Consider the following 23,976-nt stretch of genomic DNA (forward strand, 5'->3'; position numbering starts at 1 on the left):
GGCTCGACCATCCCTTGCGGTTGGAACTCGAGCGTCGCGGCATGCTGCCGGTGGATTGGCGAGCAATGCTGCGATCAGGACTTTTCCTGTCGCCGTGAAACCTCGGCTTGCATTGGCTCGTCGACTTCAGCTTGCCCTGGAAGGCGAGTAGCGGCTGCCCAGCGAGTAACGGCTGCCGGCATAGGTCAGCTTGCTGATCGTGGCCACGACTGCCCCCGTCCATGTCCGGCGATGCAGGAGAAGGCAGCAGCTGCCGACATCGATGCCGAGATGCTGCGCCGTTTCCTTGTCGGCCGGGATGGCGGAGATGATATGCTCGACCTCGGTTACCGGGGTCTTCTGCATGAGGTAGTCGTAGGTCGCCGTCTTGGTGAAGTCCTGCTTGTCATAGTCGGGGATCAGGCCCGGATTGACGAAGCGCTCCTCCAGCTGCACCGGCAGGTCGTTCTCGAAATTGACGACGACGGAGTGAAAGATCGAAACCCGCTTCGCAAAGTCGAACGACAGCGCCAGTTCCTTGGTCGGCATGATGGTTTCGAGGACGAGGACTTCGGAGCGATGCCTGTTGCCGCGCTCGACGATCTCGGCGGCGATGTTGTTGATCTCGATCAGCGTCGACTGTGGCCGGGGTGGCGCGATGAACGTGCCGACACCTTGCAGCCGGATCAGGAATCCCGCGGCGGTCAGTTCCCGCAGAGCCCGGTGAACCGTCATCCGCGACACACCCAGCGAAACCACCAGCTCGTTCTCGGACGGCAGCTTGCGATCCTTGCCCCATTTGCCCGTCCCGATGTTGGTCAGGATGTAGTCCTTCACCTTCTCGTAAAGGGGGCTCGCCGTATCGGGCAAATCGATCATTTCAAAAATCCTTTCCGGCAGGTTGCCGCATGCGGATGATTGTTTTCAAGCCATCGCTCTGCCCGGCCAGCAGCCGCTCATAGGCGGCTGGAATGTCGTCCAGGCCGATCTCACGGTCGACCAGGGCCAGCAGCGGTTCACTCAGTTCACCCAGCATCCGCACGGCCTCGGGCAATTCGTCGGCGAAGGCATGACATCCCAGCAATGCGATCTCGCGTTCGACCAGAACATTGGGGTCGATGTCGAGCCGGCCATGGAAGATGCCGACCATCGCCACCGCGCCGCCGGGATCGAGAACGCCGAGCAACTGGTTGAATGCCGCGATGCTGCCGGTCGCCTCGACGGCCGCCAGCAGCGGGGCATTGGCGGTCGCGGCTGCAATGGCATCGCGGTCGAGATCGACGATGGTGGCGCCGGTCACCCGCGCCACGCGGGCACAACGTGCCTGGTTACGGTCGGCGACAAGCACGGTGCCGGCGAAGGTTCGGGAGAGCAGCAGCGCGGCAAGACCACCGATCGGGCCGCAACCGACGACAAGCACCGCGCCCGCCATCTTCGGCAGACGCCGCACCGCGTGCAGCGCGACCGCGAGCGGCTCGGCCATGGCAGCGACCCGTTCGTCAAGACCGGCGTCGATCACATGCAGCAGACGTGCGGGCAACACCGCCTGTTCGGCAAAGCCGCCATCGCAGATTTCGCCGATGAAGCCCAGCGAGGTGCAGAGATGCCGCCTGCCGGCACGGCATTGCGCGCAATCCCCGCACCAGAAACGGGAATCGGCAACCACCCTGTCGCCGAGGGCGACGGCATCGACGCCTTCGCCCAGCGCGATCACCGTGCCGGTCAGTTCATGGCCCGCCGTCGAGGGCGATTGGCTTATCCATTGGCCGGTGCGGAAATTATGCAGGTCCGAACCGCAGATGCCGGCGGCATCGACCCTGAGCTTAACCCAGCCCGCATCCGGAACGCCCGGCGCGGCGATGTCCTCGACGCGCAGATCGCCCGGTCCATAAAGTCGTGCCGTCTTCATCGCGATCGACTTTCTTCAGCCGGCGAGATAGCGGTCGCGGATTTCCGAGACCGCGTTTTCGTGCGAGCTGAAGCCCTCGTAGCGGGCGAGCCTGCGGGCATGCCGCGCCAACTCCGGATAGGCGGCGGAGGTGACGTAGCCGACCGACGAGCGCTTGACGAAATCAGTCACCGAAAGCGGCCCATAGGTTCGCGCCCAACGGCTGGTCGGCAGCACGGCATTCGGCCCGAGGACGAAGTTGGCAAGGGTGACCGGCGTGTGCGGACCCATGAGGATTTCGGCCGCCTCGGTGATGTGCCCGAGATGCGCGAACGGCTCCGTCGACAGGATTTCCAGATGTTCGGGCGCGTAGTCGTTGATGAAGCGATAGCTTTCCTCCAGCGACGCGGTCAGCACGATGCCGCCACGCTCTCCCGTCACCACCGCGCGCGAGAATTCCACGCGCTGCTCGGTCATGCGCGACCAGTGGTCGGGAAGTGCGGCAAGTGCCGCCTCGGCAACCTTGCGGCTGTGCGTCACCAGATAGGCCGAGGAATCCGGCCCGTGCTCGGCCTCGATCAGCAGATCGAGCGCGGCAAGGCCTCCATCGACGCTGTCGTCGGCAAAGATGATGGCTTCGGACGGCCCGGCAGGCAGGCCCGTGTTGATGATCGAGGACAGCACGCTTTTGGCCGCCACCACCCAGGGGCTGCCGGGGCCGACGATCTTGAGCGCCGGCTTCACCGTCTCGGTGCCGTAGGCGACGGCGGCAACGGCTTGCGCGCCACCGCATTTGTAGACGGTGTTCACCCCGGCGAGACGAGCAGCGACAAGCGTGGCCGCATCGACGGAACCGTCCGCTGTCGGTGGCGTCACGATCGCAATCCGCGGCACGCCGGCAATGACAGCCGGAACCGACGTCATCATGGTCACCGACGGAAATGCGCCCTTGCCGCGCGGCACGTAGAGCGCGACCGATGCGATCGGCGTATATCGGTCGCCGGCATAGGCGCCCGGCCGAACTTCCTTGAGCCACATGGTTTCCGGCTTCTGCTCTTCATGAAAATGCCGGATGTTTTCGATGCCGAACCCGATGCTCTCGACGACATCCTTCTCGACCTTGTCGAAGGCCGCGTCGAACTCCGCTTCCGACACTTTCAATTCGCCTTCGGCCACATTGGCCTTGTCGAAGTCCCTGGCGAACCGGATCAGGGCGGCGTCGCCCTCATCCTTTACCGCCTGGATGATAGGGCGGACTTTTTCGACGAAGACCGACAAATCGCCTTCGGCGCGTTTCAGCAGACCGGCCCGCCGGGTGGCATCGAGGGATGACAGATCGTGGAAGCTGATGTCGGACATGGTATTCCCTTCTGTTGAAACGCAATGTGCCGGCCGGTCACATTGCGGAAGACTTTGTTCTCGAACCCGGGCCCGCCGCCTCAGATCGATGCAAGGAAACCGCCATCCACCGGAATGGACTGGCCGGTTATGTAGGCTGCCGCATCCGAGGCGAGGAACACAGCGACGCCGTGCAGGTCGCGCAGATCGCCGAAACGATGCTGCGGGATCTTGGCGAGCATGGATTGCCGCCACGCCTCGTTGTCGTAGAACACCTCCGTCATCGCCGTCCTGAAATAGCCCGGGGCGATGGCGTTGACCCGGATGCCAAGCTCCGCCCATTCCGCTGCCAGCGCCCGAGTCATGCCGAGCAGGCCAGACTTCGACGAGCCGTACGGCACCGCCGTTGGAATGCCGACGTCTGAAGTCAACGAGCACAGGTTGATGATGGCGCCAGGCCGGCCGGCGTCCCGCATCTGCCGCGCCGCCGCCTGGGCGCAGAAGAACGCCCCCTTGAGGTTGGTGTCGACAATCCGGTCCCACAGCGCCTCGTCGACATCGAGCGAGGGCCGGACCTCTTCCACCCCGGCGTTGTTGACGAGAATGTCGAGGCCACCAAGCAGGTGGACTGCCTCGGCGGCAGCCGCGCGGCACTGGCCGACATCGGTCACGTCAAGGGCAATGACATGCGCGACTCCGCCGGCCGCGCGGATGGCCGCCGCCGTCTCATCAAGCGAGTCCAGGCTGCGCGCCGTGATCGCGACGTCGGCGCCGGCCGCGCTCAGCGCCTCGGCGATGCTGCGCCCAATGCCACGGCTGGCGCCGGTGATAAGCGCCTTCCTGCCCGAGAGGTCGAAAAGAGTAGCGTTGCGCATATGATCCTCCTTGGCCGCTCCGGTTGCGTGGCATAGAGACTATCAGATCAACTTACATATACAAGCATATACAAATTTGCCTTGAATAAGATTGGGGGGACGTTATCCGTCGCAAGCGCGATCGCATAGTTGGCTCTCCCGTACGAGATGCCACGGGCGACGATTGTTCGAGGTTTGTCTAAGACAATAGCCGTCCGGCGATGGGGAAGACCAACATGTCCAAAGCTGTGATTTCCGAAAGCCATGCAGAATTTCCTGGCGTACCCGACAAAAAAGTCTGGGTCTGCCGCGCGTGCCGGATATCAGGCAATTGAAAGCCGGTTGCCCGTCAAGCCCGCCGCCCTATCGTGAGAGCCCGTCATATGCTGGAAAGCAGCCCGCCCAGGAGCCTCTTTCGCGAAACGGCCGGCGGTACCGGCACTTACCCCGCCCTTGCCGGCGCGCAGCGGGCGAGGGTCGCCATCGTTGGCGGCGGCTTCACGGGCCTATCCGCCGCCTTGCATCTGGCTGAAGCTGGCGACGACGTCTGCCTGCTCGAGGCCCATCAGCCTGGCTGGGCGGCGTCGGGCACGAATGGCGGCCATGGCTGGAATGGCCGGGTCGCGATCACCAATACCATCTCCCGCATGTTCACGAGCCGGAAGACAGCATCCTGATCTGCCTTGGCTACAACGGTCGTGGCGTCGCCACGGCCTCGGCGATGGGCAATGCGCTAGCAAATCGCCTTCGCGGCGATGCGACCACTCCCTTCCCGATGCCGATATCAGGGCTCAAGCCAATCCGGTTCCATCGCTTCTGGCCGCTTGGCGTCAAGGCGGCGATCCTTTCGGGTCGGGTGAAGGACCGGTTCGGCCTTTGACGAGAAGAGCCCGCCGCTATGCTCCGGCTTCAGGATCAGACAATCTTCGGGCGTGCCATCTCAGATGGTCGTCCATGAATGTCGAAATGAAGAAATACGAGTGATCGTAGCCGTCCTGCATGCGCAGCGTCAGCGCAATGCCGGCCTTGGCGCATGCCGTTTCCAGCAGCCAGGGCCTCAACCCGTCATCGAGAAATCCATCCGATGTCCCTTGGTCGACGAAAAGCTCCGGGAAGCGGTGACCATCCTCGATGAGCAAGGTGGCATCGTAGCCTCGCCATGATTTCTCGTCCGCACCGAGATATTTTTCGAAGGCCGGCTTCGACCAGCCGGCGGTGCTGGGTTGCACGATCGGCGCGAAGGCCGAGCAGCTCTTGAAGCGTTCGGGATTCTTCAGCGCGATGGTCAATGCGCCATGTCCGCCCATCGAGTGGCCGAAGATCGCCTGACGCGTCATGTCGGCCGGAAACTCCCGCGCGATCAGCGCCGGCAATTCCTCGGTGACATAGGAATACATGCGATAATTACTGGCGTAGGGTTCCTGCGTAGCGTCGACATAGAAACCGGCGCCGCTGCCGAACTGCCAATTGTCCTTCTCGTCGGGAATATCGGTGCCTCGGGGGCTGGTGTCGGGACAGACGACGATCAGGCCGAGCTCGGCGGCCATGCGCCTGTACTCCCCCTTGTCCATGACATTGGCGTGGGTGCAGGTAAGGCCGGAGAGATACCATACGACAGGGCAAGGTCTTTCGCGGGCCTGCGGCGGCACGAAGACGGCAAAAGTCATGTCGCAGGCACAGACATCCGAAGGGTGGGAATAGACGCCCTGCACGCCGCCATGCGACCTGGCTGCGGAGATGATTTTCATCCGGTCCGACATGGGTTTCTTCTCCGCCAATGTTGATTCACCGCCGCTTGTCTACGGCATCGGCTGGGACCACGGCAACCTCGACGGATTGGGCTTTGGATGTCGGGCCAGGTTCGATCGGCGTCGGCCATCGCCATCGAAATCGGTAGCCCGCATATCCTGGCAGCCGATGCGACTATTGGCGAAAAGGGATGGCCATCACCCTTTGTTCGGAACCGGATCGCCCGGCGGCTGTTTCCGTTCAGGCAAGCACGGAGGAAGCCATGGCACGCGACAAGACCGAATATGAAACCGGCGCGCGGAAATATCCCGCGAGGACCGGCCCGGATCCGAGCGATGATTTCTCGCTCGATGCGGCCGGCAACAAGCCGCCGGCAGGCGGAATGGGCCTCACGCGACCGGCGGATCAGACAAGTGGAGAAACACATCAGTCCGAAGGACGGAACCCACCTGGCCAGGCGACGCCCGGCCCCGCAAAAGGGAAGGCATCCGGCGCGGGCTCCGAACATTCGAAGGACGCGAAGTCCCCAAGATCGGGCGCCAGCCCGGCGCCTATGTCAAAGACTGACGCGCTTTAGCGTCGCGCAAACCTTTTGGTCTGCCGCGCGTTGAACTTTCTTCAACCGAGGAGACGACCATGGAGACGAAATCCCAGACCGCCGGTGAAGCCGCCAAGCAGCGCCATATCCAGCGTGGCATCGATGCCAAGGAGAAATCGAAGAGCAACGGCAAGGCGCAGCATGCCATGCAGGCAGGCGCGCGCGTCTATCCCGAGCCGCCCTTCCCCAAGCAACATCAGGCGAAACCCGGGCATGAGGCGGCGGTCGAACCTGCCCCGCTCTACGATGCACCCTACTATCTCGGATCAAGGAAACTCGAAGGGAAGGTGGCTCTCGTCACAGGCGGCGATTCCGGCATCGGTCGCGCGGTGGCGGTATTGTTCGCCCGCGAAGGCGCCGATATCGCGATCGTCTACCTGGCCGAGGACAGGGACGCCGAAGAGACAAGATCCGCCGTCGAAAAAGAAGGGCGACGCTGCATCCTGATCAAGGCCGACGTCAGCGAACGCCAGGATTGCCAAAAAGCCGTGGCGGCCGCGGTCGAAACCTTCGGCCGCATCGACGTGCTGGTCAACAACGCCGCATTCCAGATCCATTCAAGCGACTTCAGCGACCTGACCGAAGACCATTTCGACACCACGCTGAAGACCAATCTCTACGGCTATTTCCATATGGCACAGGAAGCGGTGCCACACATGAAGCCGGGCTCGGCGATCGTCAACACCGGCTCGGTTACCGGCATAGACGGCTCGAAGCAACTGGTCGACTATTCGATGACCAAGGGCGGCATCCACGCCTTCACGCGTGCGCTTTCGGGCAACCTCATCGCCAAGGGTATCAGGGTGAACGCGGTCGCGCCTGGCCCGGTGTGGACGCCGCTCAATCCATCGGACAAGGAAGCAGGCGACGTCTCGAAATTCGGCGCGGACACGCCGATGAAACGGCCGGCACAACCGGAGGAACTGGCTCCGGCCTATGTGTTCCTCGCTTCCCCGCATTGCTCGAGTTACATCACCGGCGAAATCCTGCCGATCGTCGGCGGCTACTGAGGTCATCGCAATGTATTTCATTGCCTTGGCGACCGACTATGACGGGACGCTCGCGCATGACGGGGCTGTCTCCAGGAAGACGCTGGCCGCGCTGGAGCGGTTCAAGAAAAGCGGCCGCAAACTGCTTCTGGTCACCGGACGCGAGTTGCCCGACCTCAAGCGCGTATTTCCCGACGTCCGCTTGTTCGACAAGGTCGTCGCCGAGAACGGCGCCCTGATCTACACCCCGGCGAGCGAGGAGGAGCGGGTGATCTCGCCGTCGCCGGAGCCCAAATTCGTCGCCAGACTGAAAAAACAGGGGGTGAAGCCGCTTTCGGTGGGACAATCGATCGTCGCCACCTGGGAGCCACATCAGGCGACCGTACTCGAAGTCATCAAGAAGATGGGGCTCGAGCTCGAAATCATCTTCAACAAGGGCGCGGTGATGGTCCTGCCGAGTGGCGTCAACAAAGCCACCGGGCTGGCGGCCGCACTCGAGGACCTTCATCTGTCGCCGCACAATGTGGTGGGTATCGGCGACGCCGAGAATGATCATGCCTTTCTGCAGGCCTGCGGCTGCAGCGTTGCGGTCGACAATGCCATTCCCGCAGTCAAAGGCACCGCAAACCTGGTCACGCGCGGCGCACGCGGCAAAGGCGTCGAGGAATTGATCGCCAAGCTGATCGAGCGCGACCATGGGATCGTGGCAAAGCGTCATGACGGCATTGTTCTGGGATCGGCCGGTGGCGACGACATCTATCTGTCGCCGACCGAAAGCGTGCTCATCGCCGGCAGTTCGGGCATCGGCAAATCCACCCTGGCCACCGCGCTGACGGAACGCTTTGTCGAGAGCCGATTTCAGTTTTGCGTCTTCGACCCCGAGGGCGACTATGATGGCCTCGAGGATGCGGTTCGGCTGGGGGACGGATCGAGCGCGCCGACAAAGGCGCAAGTGCTGGATTTGATCGCCAAGGCCGACAGCAATGTCGTCGTCAACGGGCTGGCGCTGCGTGTCGATGAACGGCCTGACTTCTTTGCCGATCTGCTGCCTGGCCTTGGCAGCTTCCGCCGCCGCACCGCAAGACCGCATTGGCTGGTCATCGACGAAGCGCACCATCTTCTTCCGAAGCGGCGCGACGACACACGCTCCGTGCTCTCCCTGGAACTGCCGGGTACGATCCTGATCACCGTCCATCCCGAGGCGATTTCGACCGACGCCCTGCGCCTGGTTACGGCCGTCATCGCCCTTGGCCCGAAGGCGAAGGACGTGGTGAAGACCTTCTGCCATGAGACCGGCATCGAGCCGCCGAAGAACATTCCCACACCCAAGGGCGACCGGGTTCTGTTCTGGCGGCCGCAGCTGCGCAAGAAACTCATGACGGTCAAGGTGATCGAACCTCGTCAGTCTCTCAAGCGCCACAGCCGCAAATATGCCGAGGGCCAGCTCGATGAGACCGGCAGCTTCTATTTCCGCGGTCCCGACGATGCGATGAACCTCAGGGCCCATAATCTGATGATCTTTGCCCAGATGGCCGAAGGCATAGACGACAAGACCTGGGAGTTCCATCTGCGCGCGGGCGACTATTCGAAATGGTTCCGCCAGCAGATCAGGGACAGGGACCTCGCCCGCGAAACCGCCGAGGCTGAAAAGGACAGCAAGCTTTCGGCGGAAGCGAGCCGCAAACGGGTGCTCGACGCCGTTCGGCGGCGCTACACCGCACCCGCGACGGCGCCTGAGGAATAGCAGCCGGTTCGCCGACCGCCATTGGAACCCGGGCGCCGACTTGACGTTCAACCTCCATCGAGAAGGAGAAACGATCATGCCACGAGGCGAGAAATCCAAATACACCGACAAGCAGGAACGCAAGGCCGACCATATCGCCGAAGGCTATGAGAAGCGTGGCGTGTCCGACAAGGAAGCCGAGCGACGCGCATGGGCGACGGTCAACAAGGACGATGGCGGCGGCAAGAAGGAAGGCGGCTCCGGGCGCGGCAAGCACACCGGTAATCCAGCAGCGCACAAGGGCGGCAAGAGCGGCGGAAAGGCGTCCGCTTCCCGATCGGCCGCGAGCCGGTCCGAATCGGCAAAGAAGGCGGCGGCGACGCGCAAGAGGAACGCGGAACACCACGCCCACTGAACGGCCTCGAGGATCGGAACACCGGCATGAAATCGCGACTCGTCAACGAGGCCAATGGCCAACGGACATTTGTCGTGGTGCTCGACCCGGGCGAGGAGGCATTTTCGGCGCTGACCAGCTTCACGGTCGAGCAGACGATCGGCAGCGCGTCGCTGACCGCGATCGGTGCGTTCCAACGGGCCACTGTCGGCTGGTTCGACCTGGAGGCGAAGAGCTATCGAAAGATCGCGGTCGACGAACAATGCGAGGTCCTGAGCGCGATCGGTGATGTCGCGACCGGCGAGATGGCAAGCCAAGTCTTCATGTCCACGCGGTGCTTGGCTTGAGGGACGGCACGACCAGGGGCGGCCATCTGCTCGAAGGCACCGTTCGGCCGACATTGGAAGTCATCGTGGTGGAAGCGCCGGGTCACCTGCGCCGCCGCAAGCGTGCCGAATTCGGTGTGGCTTTGATCGATCTCGGCGCCTGAACCTGCCGCGGGAGCGATGACAAAGGCAATGACGGACAGGTTTGCCCTCCCCTTGGACACACCTCCCATGGAGGCCAAGGCCGCCGATGTCCTGCCGGAAGGGGAAGGCCTTTGGCAATACGAGCCCAAATGGGACGGGTTTCGCTGCCTCGCCTTCAAGGGCGACACGGATGTCGACTTGCGCGCCAAGTCCGGCAAACCTCTCGGCCGCTACTTCCCGGAACTGGTCGCCATGCTGCAGCAGGTCGAGGCCCGAAATTTCGTCGTCGATGGCGAAATCGTCATCGAGCTCGAAGGCAAGCTTTCCTTCGACGCGCTGCAGATGCGGCTTCACCCGGCCGAAAGCCGTATCCGCAAGCTGAGCGCGCAAACGCCTGCCCGGCTGATCCTGTTCGACATGTTGGCCGCGCCTGGCGGGACGATCCTGCTTGGCGAGCCGTTGTCGCGACGCCGCCGGGCGGTCGAGGGCTTTGTTCGCGATTGCGCCAAACCCGGCTTGCGGCTCTCACCCAGCGCGACCGATCCGGCCGCCGCCAGGCGTTGGCTTGAAGGGGCCGGTCATGGCCCCACCGACGGCGTGGTCGCCAAATTGCTGGCCGATCCCTACCGGCCGGGTGAACGCGCGATGGTCAAGGTCAAACGGTTGCGTACCGCCGACTGCGTGGTTGGCGGATTTCGCTATCTGAGCGGCAGCAAGGAGGTCGGCTCGCTCCTGCTCGGCCTTTACGACGAACGGGGCGAACTCGACCATGTCGGCTTTACCTCGACCATCGGCAGGGATGACCGGGCCCGTGTCACCCGAAAGCTGGAAAAGCTGCGTGGCGGACCGGGCTTCACCGGCAAGGCGCCAGGCGGGCCGAGCCGCTGGAGCACGCAGCGCAGCGGCGAATGGGAGCCACTGCGGCCGGAACTGGTGGTCGAGGTCCGCTTCGACCATGTCACCGGCGACAGGTTCCGGCATGGCACGAAACTGTTGCGCTGGCGGCCGGACAAGGCGCCGCGCCAGTGCACCATGCGGCAGATCGAGTGACGGAGTTCGCGCCGCGGTCGCGCCCGTGGAGCCGGAGGCGTCCCTTTGCGAAGTCGCTGGAACAACCGTCAGCATAGCAAGTTGTGCCCCAGCTACACCGCAGGTGGGCTTCACACAATCGGAGATGACAATGGCGACTGCGAAGAAAGCGGCAACGAAGGGCCTTGAAGCCCTGTTCCTCGACGGGCTGAAGGACATCTATTATGCCGAGAAGAAAATCCTGAAGGCGCTGCCGAAAATGGCGAAGGGCGCCGAATCCGAAGATGTTTCGGCGGCGTTCGAGAAACATCTGCAGGAGACCGAGGGCCAGGTCGACCGCCTCGAACAGGTCTTCGAGCTTCTCGACAAGCCGGCCCGAGGCAAGACCTGTCCGGCCATTGACGGCATCATCGAGGAGGGTTCGGAAGTCCTCCAGGACTATAAGGGCGACCCCGCGCTGGACGCCGGGCTGGTCGGGGCGGCGCAGGCCGTCGAACACTACGAGATCGCGCGCTACGGCACGCTGATCGCCTGGGCCGAACAGCTCGGCAAGAGCGACGTGGTCAAACTCCTCAACCAGACTCTTGAAGAAGAGATGGCGACCGACAAGGCACTTTCCGGCCTTGGCGAGGGCGGCGTCAACGAACGTGCCTTGCAACAGGCCGCCTAGACTCTTTGTTTTCGCGCAATTCCGGACGGAAAACCGCTACGCACTTTTCCTGGAATTGCTTTAGCAGGCGAGCTGTTGCCCCGGGCGCCAGGCGATCCGGGGCAACTCCCCGAATTTCGGAGAACGACGATGAACCCCCGCAAAAGAGAGCAACCGGCAGCGCAGACGGAAGACCCGGCGGAAACTGAAGGTCCCACGGTAGAGCAGCAGGACTGGGACGCGCTCGCAGGCGCGAAAATCCTTCCCGACGACGTCGAGGTGGAAGACGAGGCTGAGGGCGACTTGCCCGAGGAAGATGACGACAACGCCTACCAGGAAAGCGACGAGGCGTTGCCCGACGATATCGAGGAGGCGGCTATTTCACGCGATCCGTCAAGGGAAGGCGGCCGCTTCGACGAGGATTGACCCGAGCGCAATCCGGTCAGCCGGCCGCGTGCATCGGGGGCTCTACATTCTCATCGGGATTGGGCAACGGCACCTCATCGGGCAATTCGTCCGGCTCCGGTTCTCCGATCGGCTTGGGCTTCCAGTTGGGAGCAGGCATGGGCACGTCGCGGTTGGGGTCGGGTTCTCTCGGATCGGGCATCAAATCTGTCTCTCTTTGGGCGGACTCTCTTTCGCGGGACTGGCCGGCTTGGCTTTGGTCCACGGCACGCATGCAAAGCCCATCCCGAGCGCTCGGGATGGGCTCTGTGCCACGCGGGTTGACTAGCGATTCTTGTGGCTCTGCTCGCCGGCCTTCACATGCTGTTCATGGGTTCCGCCGCGCATGCCGGAGCTGTCGCCTTGCTGGCGCTGGTTGCCACCGGCCGCCTGCTGCTGACGGTTCTTGTCGTCCATGTTCTTGTGGCTTTGCTGGCCTGCTTTCACATGTTGCTCATGGCTACCACCTTGATTGGGCATTCTTCTTCTCCTTTGAGTTATCGAGGCGAACGGCCGCCTCGGGGGTCAAAAGAAACTGGCGGCCCGGATGTTCCCTCACGTAATATTTCGTGAATCGTGCCGGACATCACTGGCCAGGTGCAGGCACCACACGACGGAAGCGCGGGAAAAGCATTGGGACGCGTCGGGCATATGCATCGTATTCGGGGAAGGTTTGTCGAAGGATTCCTTCCTCGTTGCGGGCGCGCCGGTACTGCAGAAGAAACTGAACCGTGCCCAAGGCCACCATCAGCGCCGAAAAATGCGAAAGGATCATTCCGAGGACGAATACCCCTTCACAGATGTAAAGCGGATGCCGGACAATCGAATACGGGCCAGTGGTCACCAGGCGACGAGCTGTCGCCATGAGAGAGAAGGAACGGCCCAGCCAATAAAGACAGAAAATCGAACTGGTCGTACCGATGAGGACCAAGCAGAGCGCCGTCACTTGCGCCGCCTCATTTTGCAATGCCGGTGTCAGGCTCAATGCGAGCAGGATCATAAATGTCCCAGCTACCGAGGCTACTCTCGGTTCAATTCCCTGCGCGGTTCCCTTTGGCGGAAGCCGGGCGATTGTCATCACAAGCTGCAACAACAGAAACACGGTCGACGCCAGTTGAGTAACGATTGCGAGCGAAATTACTGAAGCATCCTGACGAAAATAGAGGAACAGAGGTATCGCGCCGGACGTCGCCAAAACCGTCATGGCGAAGATGATGGCAATTCGGCCAAGAAAATCCTCGTTCAACATTTTCATCCCTCCCTAAGCATTCATTGAAACATCACTTTCGCGCCCCGACAAGAAGATGGTTTCCAAAGAGTTAACAACTACGCCTCTCAACTTTGATTAAGCTGTCCGGCCTACTGTGGCCAAATGCCAAACCTTCTTTCCGTGCTTCGTTTCCTGGCGCCGATCTCAATTCTGATTTCAGCCATCGCGATGATCGCGCTCAATCCTCACAGCGCAGCATTTGCGTTTTGGCTGGCGTTGCCTGTAAACGCGGCGGGATGGCCCAGGCCTCATAAAGCAGAACGAACTGCCTCAGTTCAATTGAGCTGATCCAGTATTCCCGAACTGGTCGCAACCACCAGAGTTTCATAGATTCCGAAGAGTATCGTGCAGATCGCGGCCAAAGAAATCGGCACCCCAAACGGCACGACCCCCTTACGATCCAGATACTGAACATAAAGGCGGAATGCGCCTTGCGGCAGCATGAACGGAATTTTCACGACTACGGCCGTGCCAAGAGCAAAAACCAGCAGCAAAACGGAAAACAGGATGAGGTCGTGTCCGCCGATCAGAAAGGGCACGACCGCCATCAGCTTGACATCGCCGGCACCGATCTTGCCCAGCGCCCAGAACGGGAAGAGCGCGACAAACAACAGAAGCCCCGCCATAGCACACAGCCCCATATCCCACCACGATCCGGCCTGGAGCGAAAGCAGCAGCAGCGATCCCGCCCCCAGGCCGAGCAGCAGCAGCACATTGCGATTGGCTATTTTCTGGGTGGTGAAGTCGAACCAGGCAATCCATGCGAGCAGAGGGATGGCGAGCGCCTTCAGCAGCAGTGTTTCGGCAAGCAGCATGCTAGCGCTCGATGTTCTGCACGCTCGACGACAGCAGCTTTAGATTGTTGGCTACGGTCGGATCGTTTGGTGCCAACTCATAAGCCTTGAGAAAATTCGTGCGGGCGTCCTGCAGTTTGCCACGCAGCAGATCGGAATAGCCGACATTGTTGTAGTATTCCGGCGACGGCCCCATCAGCTTGAAGGCGCGGCCATAGGCACGGTCGGCGAGGTCGAAGCGGTGGATCCGGTCGCACGAAGCGGCCAAACCCATCCAGGCGCCGCCGTCATTGGGCGCCAGTTGTGTCGCCTTGAAGAACAGCGCGCCGGCATTGCCATAATTTTCCGCGCGGAACTGGTTCTTGGCTTCGGCCACGGCCTGGTCCGAGGCGTAGTATTCGACGTTGCTGACCGTCTTCAATCCATCGAACGCATCGCCGAAGGACGTTACATCACCTTTCGAGGGTTCGTTGGTGCGCACGACACCGCCGGTGGCGTCGGCGCCGTTTGTCTGGCAGCCGGCAAGGGTTGCCGTCAACAGACTGGCGGCGACGACGGTTGCGAGGCGCATTGGCCCTATCATTTTATCCCCCAAGAGTCCTACGACTCTATTTTAGAATCAAAGCATATAACCATTTAGAAGAAAACGCCTTTCATGCGAATGATCACTGGCAACATGATGACCATGAGCACAACGGGAAAGATGCACAGCCCCAATGGGATCATCATTTTGACTGGCAGAGCATTTGCTCGCTCCTCGGCATGCAGGATTCTCTGGCTGCGCATTTCGTCGCTGTAGACACGCAGCGCTTCCGTCAGGCTGGTACCAAGTTCTTCCGATTGGCGGAATAGCACCGCCAAGGCCCTAGCCTCCTCAAGGCCGACGCGGTCGGCGAGCTCGCGCAACGCCTCCCGTAGCGGCTTGCCCGCACGCAATTGCAGATTCATGATCGCAAGCTGGATACCGAGCCATTTGTGAGTGCCAGCCATTTCGGTGCTGACTCGCTCGACTGCGGCCTCCAGGCTCATCCCGGCGTCAGCGCAGGTGATCATCATATCCATGAAATCTGGGAAGCTGCGGCGATAGATATGTTTCTGGGCATTCTCGAATCGATCGAGCATGACGCTCGGAACGACCAGGCATGCAAGCCCGAACAAGGCAGCCGCGCCTAATGCGACAAAGCCAGGCAAATACGGGGGCAGTATGCGCGACAGGAGCGCATAGACGCCTAAAAAGCCAATTCCGACAGCTCCGATGCGTGACAAGGTGTAGATAAGAGGGGCACTTGACTGATAGAAACCGGCACGAAAGAGCTTGGCCTCGAGCGCATTTGGCTCCCCCCGCTCCTTCTCGACCGTTCGGAAATAGGCGTCAACCGGCCGCTGTGCCGATATCCGGGCGAGTTGTTCTTGACCGGCAAGCGAACGACGGTCTGTGATTCCCTCCGCCATGAGGCTCTGCGTGACCAGCCTTCGAGTCTGCAATACCGGCAACAGGATAAGGGCCCCGAACAGGAAAAGCGCCACTGCCGCAAGAAAAACGGCAATTGAGATCAGAAGGCTTACGTCCTGGATGTTCGAAAGCAGATTGATGGCTCGCCCCCGTCAAAAGTCGAAATTGACCATTCGATACATGATGAAGTCGCCCAAGAGCGCCCACGTCCCGAAACCCACAAAAGCTGGAACGACGGCGGGATCGTTCGAGATGCCGCCGTAATAAGCCGGGGCAAGGACCTGAAGTATCAGAAACATCACAACCGGAAACAGCGAAATGATCCACGCCGACACACGGCCCTCGGCTGAAAGCGCCCGAATCTTCATCCGCAGCTTCTGTCTTTCGCGCAACACCGACGACAAGTTGTGCAGGATTTCGGTCAAGTTTCCGCCTGTCTTGGCCTGAATCGAGAGTGACACCGAAAGCAGATGCAGGCCTTCGAAGCCTACGCGCTGCGAAAGTTTCCGAACGGCGTTTTCAAGACTGAGGCCGAAAGTGATTTCGTCGGAGACTATCCCGAATTCTGTGCCGAGCGGATCGGGCATTTCCCGGGCGACAAGGGCAATTGCCACCGATGTCGGGTGTCCGGCACGCAATGAACGCACGATCATGTCGAGTGCGTCCGGCAGTTGCTTGGCGAATTTCTGGATTCGCTTGTTGCGGGCACGCCGGAGAACGAGCAATGGTAGCACCAAGGCGATGACGAAAAAGATGATCAACGCTATGACGATAGAGAAATTCAACAGCAACGACGATGCCAGCGCCAAAACAAGGCCGGCCAGAGCGAACATGCCGGCAAAGGCTATCGGACTGCCAGTGATACCCGATTGTGTATAGAGCCGGTTCAACCCGATCGCGCGAAAAATAAAGTCACCGGTGTCCGTCAATCCACGTTCGCGCAACAGGCCCTGCAGACTCTTTTCCGCCGGCGCCTCCTCGCCCAGTCGTTTGAGCCGCCGATTGATCGTGCCCGTTCTGAGCCGCCGCCCCGCGTAGGACACATAGAGCGATTCGGCGGCAAGGATCACTGATGCGGCTGCCAGCACATAGATGAAGTAGAGGAGCGTCTGACCGGTGGGCATTAAAGTGGCGCCTGTGGATTGAAGGCATCCTTGGAAAAGAAAAGGCCAAGCGTCGCCGCTTCCTGGGCAAAACGTGGGCGGATGCCGGTGGCACGGAAATCTCCCACGATCTTGCCTTCCGGCGTCACCTCGCGCCGAACGAAGTGATAAATTTCCTGGAGTTGGACGACATTGCCTTCCATGCCGGTCAATTCCGATATCGAAATGACCCGTCTGCCGCCGTCGGAAAGACGCTGCGTCTGTACAATGATGTCGATGGCCGATGCTATCTGCGCTCGGATCGAGTCATTGGTCATCGGCATGCCAGCCATACCCACCATCTGTTCGAGGCGGGACAATGCATCGCGTGGGGTGTTGGCGTGGATTGTTGTCATCGAGCCTTCATGGCCGGTGTTCATGGCTTGCAGCATGTCAAAGGCTTCCTCGCCGCGAACCTCGCCGACGATGATGCGGTCGGGCCGCATGCGCAGCGCATTCTTAAGCAGTTCGCGCTGACGAACCTCGCCCTTGCCCTCGACATTGGGCGGGCGGGTCTCGAGGCGGCCGACATGTGGCTGCTGCAACTGCAGTTCCGCCGCATCCTCGATAGTGATCAGGCGCTCGGTGGCTGGGATGTAGCTCGACAACGCGTTGAGCAGCGTGGTCTTGCCGCTGCCGGTGCCGCCCGAAACGAGGATCGATTTGCGGGCTTGCACCGCGATGCGCAGCAGATCGACCATCGGCTGGCGGATCGAATTGAACGCCATCAGCCGTTCGAGCGAATAGGGGTTCTTGGAAAATTTCCGGATCGACACCAGCGGGCCGTCCACGGAGATCGGTCGCACCGCGATATTCACGCGCGAGCCATCCTCGAGGCGGGCATCTGCCATCGGCGCCGATTCGTCGACACGCCGGCCGATAGCGGAAACGATCTTGTTGATGATACGCAGCAGGTGCGCCTCATCGCGAAAGCGTATCGAGGTTTCCTCGATCACACCACGGCGCTCGATGAAGACGCGCTTGTGCGTGTTGATCAAGATGTCGGCGATCGAATCGTCCTTGAGCAGTGGCTCGATCGGCCCGAGTCCGAGCATCTCGTCGGCGGTGTCGCTGGTTAGCTGGTCTAGCTCGCGCGCATTCAGCGGCACATTGTGACTGCGCACGAATTCGCGAACGATCGGCCGGATCTCGTTCAGTATCTCGTCCTTGGATGCGGTTTCCAGCGCAGTCAGGTTGAAACGGTCAATGAGATGGCGATGAAGCTCGACTTTCAGCGTCAGGAAGTCCTCGCCTTGGGTGTCAAGATCAGCAGCTGGAGAAACGGCCGGGACAATGGGCAGCACAGTCAGCGCCTCGGCCTTTGTCGCGGCCTGCTGCTCGCTTGGTCCCTTGATAAAACGCCCCAGCATAATCCGTTATACCCCTCTAGCGCACATTAGCGGAAACTAAACGTTAACCACGCGACGCACAAGCGCTAGGGCGCCTTGCCTGCCGCCATTACTTTCAACATAGTTAAGGATCGCACCAAAAAAATATCGTTTTTATTTCTGGTCACCATGCTGGCAAACATGAGTGGCCTACTGCACTTTGGTCGCATCTTGTGCCCTGACCCGCTGCGGCATCGGCATCCCTCCATATTTGGCTATAACCTCCTAGATATAAAGGGATATGCCATACCGCTAAAGTAGCCGTCACTTTATTAGCTGACGGGAATAATTGTGAACGAATGGTTAAGGACGCTTGAAACATTAGGCGAATCAAGCTCTTGCTGAAATTTAAAGCTACATCCAGCTCGGAAGTTCATGTATTGGTAAGTTAAGGAACCGTTAATCCCGTTTGACTCCGCAATTTCTCGGGACCTAGGATCGAGATGACGGGGGATGCTTGGGTATGGAGTTCATCCTTGGCTCTGTCTCGTCGGGTTCAACCTCCAAAGGGAGAAATTGACATGAAGAAGCTCATGACGATGACCCGGCAGTTCCGCGACGACGAAAACGGCGCTGCCATGGTCGAATATTCCATCCTCATCGGCATTATCGCCGCCGCGTCCATCCTGATCATCATCGGCATCGGCATATGGGTAACCGGTCAGTTCACCGGCCTTTGCGCCGCGCTCAACGGCCACGGTGCCGCTGGCAATACCGTCTGCGCCGCCGCCGCCGCCTGACTTGTGAATTCAGGCCCGGGTCGTCCGATCCGGGCCTGACCTTATCTTTAGCGGGTGAACTCCCGCATTGTGGATTTTGGGGCTTGGGTCCATGCGCGCCAACACACTTATAATGATCGTACTCGCCGGCGTGTTCGGCGTGCTCGCGGTGGTGCTTGCCAACATCTGGTTGGCCAGTCAACGCAGCGCCATGGCGGAAGCAAATGGTATCCAGCGCGACACCGTGGTGGTTGCAGCCGTGCCGCTGAAATTCGGTGACGCGCTTTCGGCAGACAAGCTGCGCGAAATCGCATGGCCGGCAGGCGCGATTCCAACAGGCGCCTTCAAGACGACGAAGGAAGCACTGGCTGGCGAAGGTGCAAGACAGGCCCTCCAAACAATTGGCGTCAACGAACCGATACTCGCCACCAAGATCACCGGTCCCGGCCAGCGCGCCACGCTTTCGGCGGTAATAGGCGAAGGCATGAAAGCTGTTTCCATACGGGTCAATGATGTGCTCGGCGTCGCCGGCTTCGTCTTCCCGGGCGACCGCGTCGATGTTTTGCTGACTCGCACGGTGCGCGACAGTGACGGGGCGGACAAGAGCTTTGTCGACGTGCTGCTGCAGAGCATGAAGGTGCTTGCCGTCGACCAGGTCGCCGATGAGAGCAAGGACAGTCCGACCGTGGTGAAGGCGGTAACGCTCGAGGCCAGCACCAAGGATGCCCAGAAGCTCACCTTGGCGGCTGGGGCCGGCCAGCTCTCGCTGGCGCTTCGCCAGGCCGCGGCCAGCAAGGGCGAGACGACCGAACGCGTGACGCTGTCGGATTTGACTGGCGAAACGCCTCAAGACGTCGCCAAGCGGCAGGCCGAACTCGACAAGAAAGCGGCGGCGGACGCCCTGGCGGAAGCTGAGCGCAAGCGTGCCGACGACAAGATTGCCGGGTTAGCCCAGGCCGTGGAGAAGGTGGGAAGCCGCCTTGACGAGTTGGGCAAGGTCAAACCCGCTCCGGCGGTGGCATCCGCGCCGGAAGTGCGCGAGGTCGTCAAGGAAGTGGTCAAATATGTGCAGCCGGAACCGCCGAAGAACGTAACCGTGGGCGTATTTCGTGGCGTGAAGCTTGAGACATATGACGTGCCGCGACAACCATGATAAGCTGCAGCTAATGAAAATGGGCTGCCACAGCAGCGATTGGGGAGACGGGGATGCAGGGGGTTTGGGTAAGGATGGCGGCGGCCGCGTTGTCGTGTCTGGTGTCGCTGTTGCTGTCGAGCCTGGCGGCTGAAGCAGCCGATCGGTTCATCGACGTATCGAACCCCAGCGTCCATCGTGTTTTCCTGCCGATGTCGCAATCGGTGACAATCCAGGTGAACGCCAATCTCGGCGATATCGTCGTCGGTGACGAAAAGATCGCCGACGCGCAGCCGATGACCGACCGCACGCTCTATGTCATCGGCAAGGGCGCCGGCACCACCACGGTCAATTTGTTCTCACCCGACAAGCGATCGCTCGGCGTCATCCAGATCGAGGTCGGTGTCGACGTCAGCGACATGGCGGCGGCGATCCGCCAGGTTTCGCCAAGGTCGCGTATCGAGATCGGCTCGGTCAACGGCAGGGTGCGGCTTGGCGGCCATGTCAAGGACGGCGCCACCTTGGCGGCCATCATGGAAGTCGCGCAGCAATACGGGCCCGACGCCATCATCAATGCCGTCACCGTCGACGACAGCCAGCAGGTCAATCTCGAAGTGCGCGTGCTCGAGGCGAAGCGCAATGCGGGACGCGACCTTGGAGTTTCGATTAGGAGTACCAACAGTCGGGGCACAACCCGGGTCGGCACTGGTATTGCCACGGTGGATAAGGACGGGGCGGAGCTCGGAGCGGGCGACCTCGTCAGTGGCCTGCTGTCGAATACCAATCCGTTTGCAGCGCTGATCACCCGCGTCATCGACAGCAACATCAAGGTCGACCTGATCATCGAAGCCCTCGAAGCCAAGGGTGTGGTACGCACGCTTGCCGAGCCAAACCTCACCACGCTTTCCGGCGAACCCGCTAGTTTCAACGCCGGCGGCCAGGTCCCTATCCGTAGCGTCGACAAGAATGGGCTGGTCCAGATCGACTACAAGCAATTCGGCGTCAATCTTCTGTTCACGCCGATCGTGCTCGCCGATGACAAGATCCACATCCAGTTGGCGCCTGAGGTCAGCGACCTGACCGGCTTCACCACTGCCGGCGATCCGATCTTCACCAACCGCAAACTGTCCACCGTCGTCGAACTGCGCGACGGCCAGAGCTTCGCGGTCGGCGGGCTCCTGTCGAGCAAGACGACCAAGCTGCAGAACCAGGTGCCGTGGCTCGGCCAGGTGCCTGTCATCGGGGCGTTGTTCCGCAATTCGAGCAACCAGAAGGAAGAGACCGAGCTGGTCGTCGTCGTCACGCCGCATCTCGTGCGGCCGGTGAAGCCTGGCGAGCAGTTGGCGACGCCTTTCGACAAGACACGTCCCGCCAACGACCCGGAGTTCTTCCTGCTCGGCCAACTCGAAGTGAACAAGGACATGATCCGTAAATATGAAACGGGCGACGGCGTCACCGGCCCCTATGGCCACATGCTGGACTTCAAATCGAAGGACAAGATGCTCTATGTCAAGAAATAGCGTCTTGATCCTCATCCTGTGTGCCGGGTCGCTTTCGGGCTGCGCCGCGGACTATCTGAACCACTATGACTCGGTGACCTTGGCCGCCGGCGACACGCAGAAGTTCAACTCGATGCTTCAGACGGTCGACCCGCTCAATCCGGTCTCCAGGAACACGCATATCGAGGGCGACGGCACACGCGCCGCCGCTGTTGCGCACAACTACAAATTTCCGCCGCCACCCCCGCCGCCGCCGCCTATCACGGTCAATGTCGGCGGGTCGGGTGTGACTACACCGTCGAATTGAACGGAAGGATGCGACTTCAGCGCTAAGCAAGACGAGGATCTTGGCGCCAAAGGAAGTAAAGGGCAGGGCCATGTTGCGGATTGTTCGCGCGTTCTGGCACGATCAGAGGGGATTAGCGCTGATTTTGTTCAGCGTCACGCTGCCGGCGATCATCGGCTTTTCCCTGCTGGCGATTGACATGAGCCGGATCAACAACCTGCATAACGATATACAAAAGGGCACTGATGCGTTGGCGCTTGCCGCCGCGGCCGAGTTGAACGGCAGAACCGATGCATGGACTCGCGCCGAGAACGCCCTCGGAAATCTGATTTCGAACACCACCACATTCTCCGATGGAGGCATCGTCGCCCTGCCGGGCAGCGGAACGACCACTGTCGACGCGACGTACCCGGCCTGCCGCTCGAGAGGCCAAATATCGTGGTGTTTCCTAGCGAGCATCCCTGCAAATGATTCCGCCCTGATTACCTCAGCGAACTATGCGGCCTCGGCATCCGTGACTCGCTTCATCATGGTGGCAGCCCAGCCCGAAACTTTAACAACCATCTTCCCCATCTCTTTTATTTCGGGGAACACGGCTGCCAATGGCTTCACTTTCGGAGCTGTTTCGGTAGCGGGCTTCACATCCGGCGTCTGCAATTACACACCAGTCTTCATGTGCAACCCATACGAGATGGTAAACGGCACCAATTCGGCGGGTGGTGTGACACTCGAACAGGCAGTGACGGATCCAGCGGTCCATCGCCGGCTAATCGAACTTCGGCTGGTGGGCAACAATGCCGCTTACGGGCCTGGCAATTTCGGCTTCCTGCAACCGCCTGACGATGTCGGCAACGGCGCACAGGCGCTTGCCCAAACGATAGCCACGTCGACGCCTCGCGGCTGCTACTCGGCGCAGGGCGTAAGCACCAAGACTGGCCAGAACAACGGCCCGGTGCAGGACGCATTCAACGTTCGCTTTGGGATCAATGCCAGTGGCAATGCCTTCAACAGCCCGGAATATGGCCCAGCCTCGAATGTCCGTAAGGGAGCGTCGACGGGCGGGAACGGAAACGGCAATGGGAACGGCGGCGGCAATGGGAATCAGTGTCCTTCCTACAACCAGTTGACGTTCAACGCGACAGGCAACATGGGCCTGCCCCGGGATGCCACCACGCCCTACATGAGCGGGCGGATGGGTGACGGAAACTGGAACATGTCCGGCTACTGGAGCACCAATTTCGGTTCCACCAGCTACCCCTCTTCCTGGGATACGACCAAGCCGACCCGCTACCAGGTCTATAAATATGAAATCGCGAACAACCTCGTTGGACAAGCGTCGACAGGCGGCGAGGTGGGAACCCCGCCGAGCGCATGCCAGCCGCCGGTCACCTCAGTCGATCGCCGGTTGCTTTATGGAGCGATCCTCAACTGCAATGCGCTGCAGGCTGCCGGCAACAATTTGAGCGGCAACAGCACCAACCTTCCCGTCGAAGCCTTCGCAAGTTTCTTCATGACGGAACCCGTTCCGGGTGCGTCAAGCGGAGGGTCGGTGTTTGTCGAGCTCGTCGACATTACAGGCCGTGGCGGCCAAAGCACGCTCGACAATTTCCTCCGCGACGAAGCGCAGTTGTACCGGTGATGGCAATGACAAAAATGCTTCGCCGCTATCTACGACGATTTTGCCTGGAACAGCGCGGCACCGTGCTGATCGAGATGGCTCTCGTCGCGCCGCTGATGGTGCTACTCTCGGCGGGTGTGTTCGAATTCGGCCGGTTCATCCATGATAAATTTCTGGTGGAGGCCGGTCTCACCGACGCAGCCCGCTTCGCCGCCCGCTGCAACAGCCAGTTGTATACCGATGCGGGCCTGGCGGCGATCAACTGCGCCGATATTGCAGCAAGCATAGCGGTATATGGCAAGATAAACGGGCAGCAAACGGATCTCACGCGCGTCGACGGCTGGAAGAAGTCCGATGTGACGGTAAACATCGCTGATCCCGCTACGTGCCAGAATACGATCGCCGCCAACGGCACTGTTCTATATCTTTCCACGACGTCGCAGGTATGCATCGTCACAGCGTCCACAAGCTTCCATTACAGCGACTTAGGCATGCTGTCGCTCGTCGGCGTCGACTCAATCACGCTCGGCGGCAGTCATCAGGAGCGGTTGATCCGATTTTGACGATGTTT

At 60.9% G+C, this 23,976-nt stretch carries 26 protein-coding genes and 1 pseudogene; 14 read left to right on the forward strand and 13 right to left on the reverse strand.

Going from position 1 to position 23,976, the window contains the following annotated elements; translation table 11 throughout:
- Positions 1-126: 126 nt before the first annotated feature.
- The 4 genes from hutC to FJ970_RS28015 form a co-directional block, all read right to left on the reverse strand.
- A complete protein-coding gene (gene hutC / locus FJ970_RS28000; RefSeq protein WP_140757797.1) occupies positions 127-858 on the reverse strand; it encodes a histidine utilization repressor in 732 nt (243 codons plus the stop codon).
- Between the two features lies 1 nt (position 859).
- A complete protein-coding gene (locus FJ970_RS28005; RefSeq protein ID WP_140757798.1) occupies positions 860-1,888 on the reverse strand; it encodes a zinc-dependent alcohol dehydrogenase in 1,029 nt (342 codons plus the stop codon).
- Positions 1,889-1,903: 15 nt separating this feature from the next.
- Positions 1,904-3,226, reverse strand: coding sequence for a histidinol dehydrogenase (gene hisD / locus FJ970_RS28010; RefSeq protein ID WP_140757799.1), 1,323 nt, complete (start codon positions 3,224-3,226; stop codon positions 1,904-1,906).
- Positions 3,227-3,306: 80 nt separating this feature from the next.
- Positions 3,307-4,080, reverse strand: coding sequence for an SDR family NAD(P)-dependent oxidoreductase (locus tag FJ970_RS28015; protein ID WP_140757800.1), 774 nt, complete (start codon positions 4,078-4,080; stop codon positions 3,307-3,309).
- Positions 4,081-4,442: 362 nt separating this feature from the next.
- Here FJ970_RS28015 and FJ970_RS28020 point away from each other — a divergent pair, with 362 nt between their 5' ends.
- Complete coding sequence (locus tag FJ970_RS28020) at positions 4,443-4,736, forward strand: FAD-binding oxidoreductase (RefSeq protein ID WP_321575705.1); 294 nt, start codon at positions 4,443-4,445, stop codon at positions 4,734-4,736.
- 219 nt (positions 4,737-4,955) lie between these two features.
- Here the strand turns inward: FJ970_RS28020 and fghA are convergent, their stop codons facing one another.
- Positions 4,956-5,819, reverse strand: coding sequence for an S-formylglutathione hydrolase (gene fghA, locus FJ970_RS28025; RefSeq protein ID WP_181178430.1), 864 nt, complete (start codon positions 5,817-5,819; stop codon positions 4,956-4,958).
- Between the two features lie 625 nt (positions 5,820-6,444).
- On the opposite strand from fghA, the gene FJ970_RS28030 reads away from it, so the two are divergent.
- The 7 genes and pseudogenes from FJ970_RS28030 (at position 6,445) to FJ970_RS28060 (ending at position 12,086) form a co-directional block, all read left to right on the forward strand.
- Positions 6,445-7,416 (forward strand): SDR family oxidoreductase, encoded by a 972-nt coding sequence (locus FJ970_RS28030; RefSeq protein WP_140757801.1) that lies wholly within the window; start codon positions 6,445-6,447, stop codon positions 7,414-7,416.
- 10 nt (positions 7,417-7,426) lie between these two features.
- Positions 7,427-9,139 carry an HAD-IIB family hydrolase gene (locus FJ970_RS28035; protein ID WP_227791934.1) on the forward strand — a complete coding sequence of 571 codons (1,713 nt, stop codon included), beginning with the start codon at positions 7,427-7,429 and terminating at the stop codon, positions 9,137-9,139.
- 76 nt (positions 9,140-9,215) lie between these two features.
- A complete protein-coding gene (locus FJ970_RS28040; protein WP_027042484.1) occupies positions 9,216-9,533 on the forward strand; it encodes a hypothetical protein in 318 nt (105 codons plus the stop codon).
- Between the two features lie 26 nt (positions 9,534-9,559).
- A pseudogene (locus FJ970_RS28045) lies at positions 9,560-10,002 on the forward strand (PPC domain-containing DNA-binding protein).
- Between the two features lie 16 nt (positions 10,003-10,018).
- Positions 10,019-11,032 (forward strand): ATP-dependent DNA ligase, encoded by a 1,014-nt coding sequence (locus tag FJ970_RS28050; protein WP_415752013.1) that lies wholly within the window; start codon positions 10,019-10,021, stop codon positions 11,030-11,032.
- A 130-nt stretch (positions 11,033-11,162) separates the two neighbouring features.
- Positions 11,163-11,681: a ferritin-like domain-containing protein gene (locus FJ970_RS28055; protein WP_140765708.1), complete on the forward strand. Its 519-nt coding sequence runs from the start codon at positions 11,163-11,165 to the stop codon at positions 11,679-11,681.
- Between the two features lie 129 nt (positions 11,682-11,810).
- Entirely contained in the window at positions 11,811-12,086 is a 276-nt protein-coding gene (locus FJ970_RS28060; protein WP_140765710.1) for a hypothetical protein, read from the forward strand.
- 16 nt (positions 12,087-12,102) lie between these two features.
- Here FJ970_RS28060 and FJ970_RS28065 read toward each other — a convergent pair whose 3' ends face one another.
- The 8 genes from FJ970_RS28065 to FJ970_RS28100 form a co-directional block, all read right to left on the reverse strand.
- Positions 12,103-12,267, reverse strand: coding sequence for a hypothetical protein (locus FJ970_RS28065; RefSeq protein ID WP_140765712.1), 165 nt, complete (start codon positions 12,265-12,267; stop codon positions 12,103-12,105).
- Between the two features lie 122 nt (positions 12,268-12,389).
- Complete coding sequence (locus FJ970_RS28070) at positions 12,390-12,584, reverse strand: hypothetical protein (RefSeq protein ID WP_140765714.1); 195 nt, start codon at positions 12,582-12,584, stop codon at positions 12,390-12,392.
- Positions 12,585-12,690: 106 nt separating this feature from the next.
- A complete protein-coding gene (locus tag FJ970_RS28075) occupies positions 12,691-13,353 on the reverse strand; it encodes a methyltransferase family protein (RefSeq protein ID WP_140765716.1) in 663 nt (220 codons plus the stop codon).
- A gap of 296 nt (positions 13,354-13,649) precedes the next feature.
- Entirely contained in the window at positions 13,650-14,189 is a 540-nt protein-coding gene (locus tag FJ970_RS28080; RefSeq protein WP_140765718.1) for a prepilin peptidase, read from the reverse strand.
- 1 nt (position 14,190) lies between these two features.
- Positions 14,191-14,751 carry a tetratricopeptide repeat protein gene (locus tag FJ970_RS28085; RefSeq protein ID WP_181178847.1) on the reverse strand — a complete coding sequence of 187 codons (561 nt, stop codon included), beginning with the start codon at positions 14,749-14,751 and terminating at the stop codon, positions 14,191-14,193.
- A gap of 53 nt (positions 14,752-14,804) precedes the next feature.
- On the reverse strand, positions 14,805-15,755 hold the full coding sequence (locus tag FJ970_RS28090) for a type II secretion system F family protein (protein ID WP_140765722.1): 951 nt from the start codon (positions 15,753-15,755) through the stop codon (positions 14,805-14,807).
- Between the two features lie 18 nt (positions 15,756-15,773).
- Positions 15,774-16,745, reverse strand: coding sequence for a type II secretion system F family protein (locus tag FJ970_RS28095; RefSeq protein ID WP_140765724.1), 972 nt, complete (start codon positions 16,743-16,745; stop codon positions 15,774-15,776).
- Positions 16,745-18,133, reverse strand: a complete 1,389-nt coding sequence (locus FJ970_RS28100; RefSeq protein WP_140765726.1) for a CpaF family protein — start codon at positions 18,131-18,133, stop codon at positions 16,745-16,747. The genes FJ970_RS28095 and FJ970_RS28100 overlap by 1 nt, the downstream gene beginning before the upstream one ends.
- A gap of 539 nt (positions 18,134-18,672) precedes the next feature.
- On the opposite strand from FJ970_RS28100, the gene FJ970_RS28105 reads away from it, so the two are divergent.
- The 6 genes from FJ970_RS28105 to FJ970_RS28130 all read left to right on the forward strand — a co-directional run bounded on the left by FJ970_RS28105 (position 18,673) and on the right by FJ970_RS28130 (position 23,968).
- Entirely contained in the window at positions 18,673-18,891 is a 219-nt protein-coding gene (locus tag FJ970_RS28105) for a Flp family type IVb pilin (protein WP_140765728.1), read from the forward strand.
- 91 nt (positions 18,892-18,982) lie between these two features.
- Positions 18,983-20,023 carry a Flp pilus assembly protein CpaB gene (gene cpaB, locus FJ970_RS28110; RefSeq protein WP_140765730.1) on the forward strand — a complete coding sequence of 347 codons (1,041 nt, stop codon included), beginning with the start codon at positions 18,983-18,985 and terminating at the stop codon, positions 20,021-20,023.
- A 53-nt stretch (positions 20,024-20,076) separates the two neighbouring features.
- A complete protein-coding gene (locus FJ970_RS28115) occupies positions 20,077-21,522 on the forward strand; it encodes a type II and III secretion system protein family protein (protein ID WP_140765732.1) in 1,446 nt (481 codons plus the stop codon).
- Between the two features lie 4 nt (positions 21,523-21,526).
- Positions 21,527-21,808 (forward strand): hypothetical protein, encoded by a 282-nt coding sequence (locus tag FJ970_RS28120; protein ID WP_227791936.1) that lies wholly within the window; start codon positions 21,527-21,529, stop codon positions 21,806-21,808.
- Between the two features lie 70 nt (positions 21,809-21,878).
- Positions 21,879-23,426, forward strand: coding sequence for a TadE/TadG family type IV pilus assembly protein (locus tag FJ970_RS28125; RefSeq protein WP_140765877.1), 1,548 nt, complete (start codon positions 21,879-21,881; stop codon positions 23,424-23,426).
- A 5-nt stretch (positions 23,427-23,431) separates the two neighbouring features.
- Positions 23,432-23,968 (forward strand): TadE/TadG family type IV pilus assembly protein, encoded by a 537-nt coding sequence (locus FJ970_RS28130; RefSeq protein ID WP_227791937.1) that lies wholly within the window; start codon positions 23,432-23,434, stop codon positions 23,966-23,968.
- Positions 23,969-23,976: the final 8 nt, after the last annotated feature.

It is taken from the genome of Mesorhizobium sp. B2-1-8, from assembly GCF_006442545.2.
Taxonomy (GTDB): Bacteria; Pseudomonadota; Alphaproteobacteria; order Rhizobiales; family Rhizobiaceae; genus Mesorhizobium.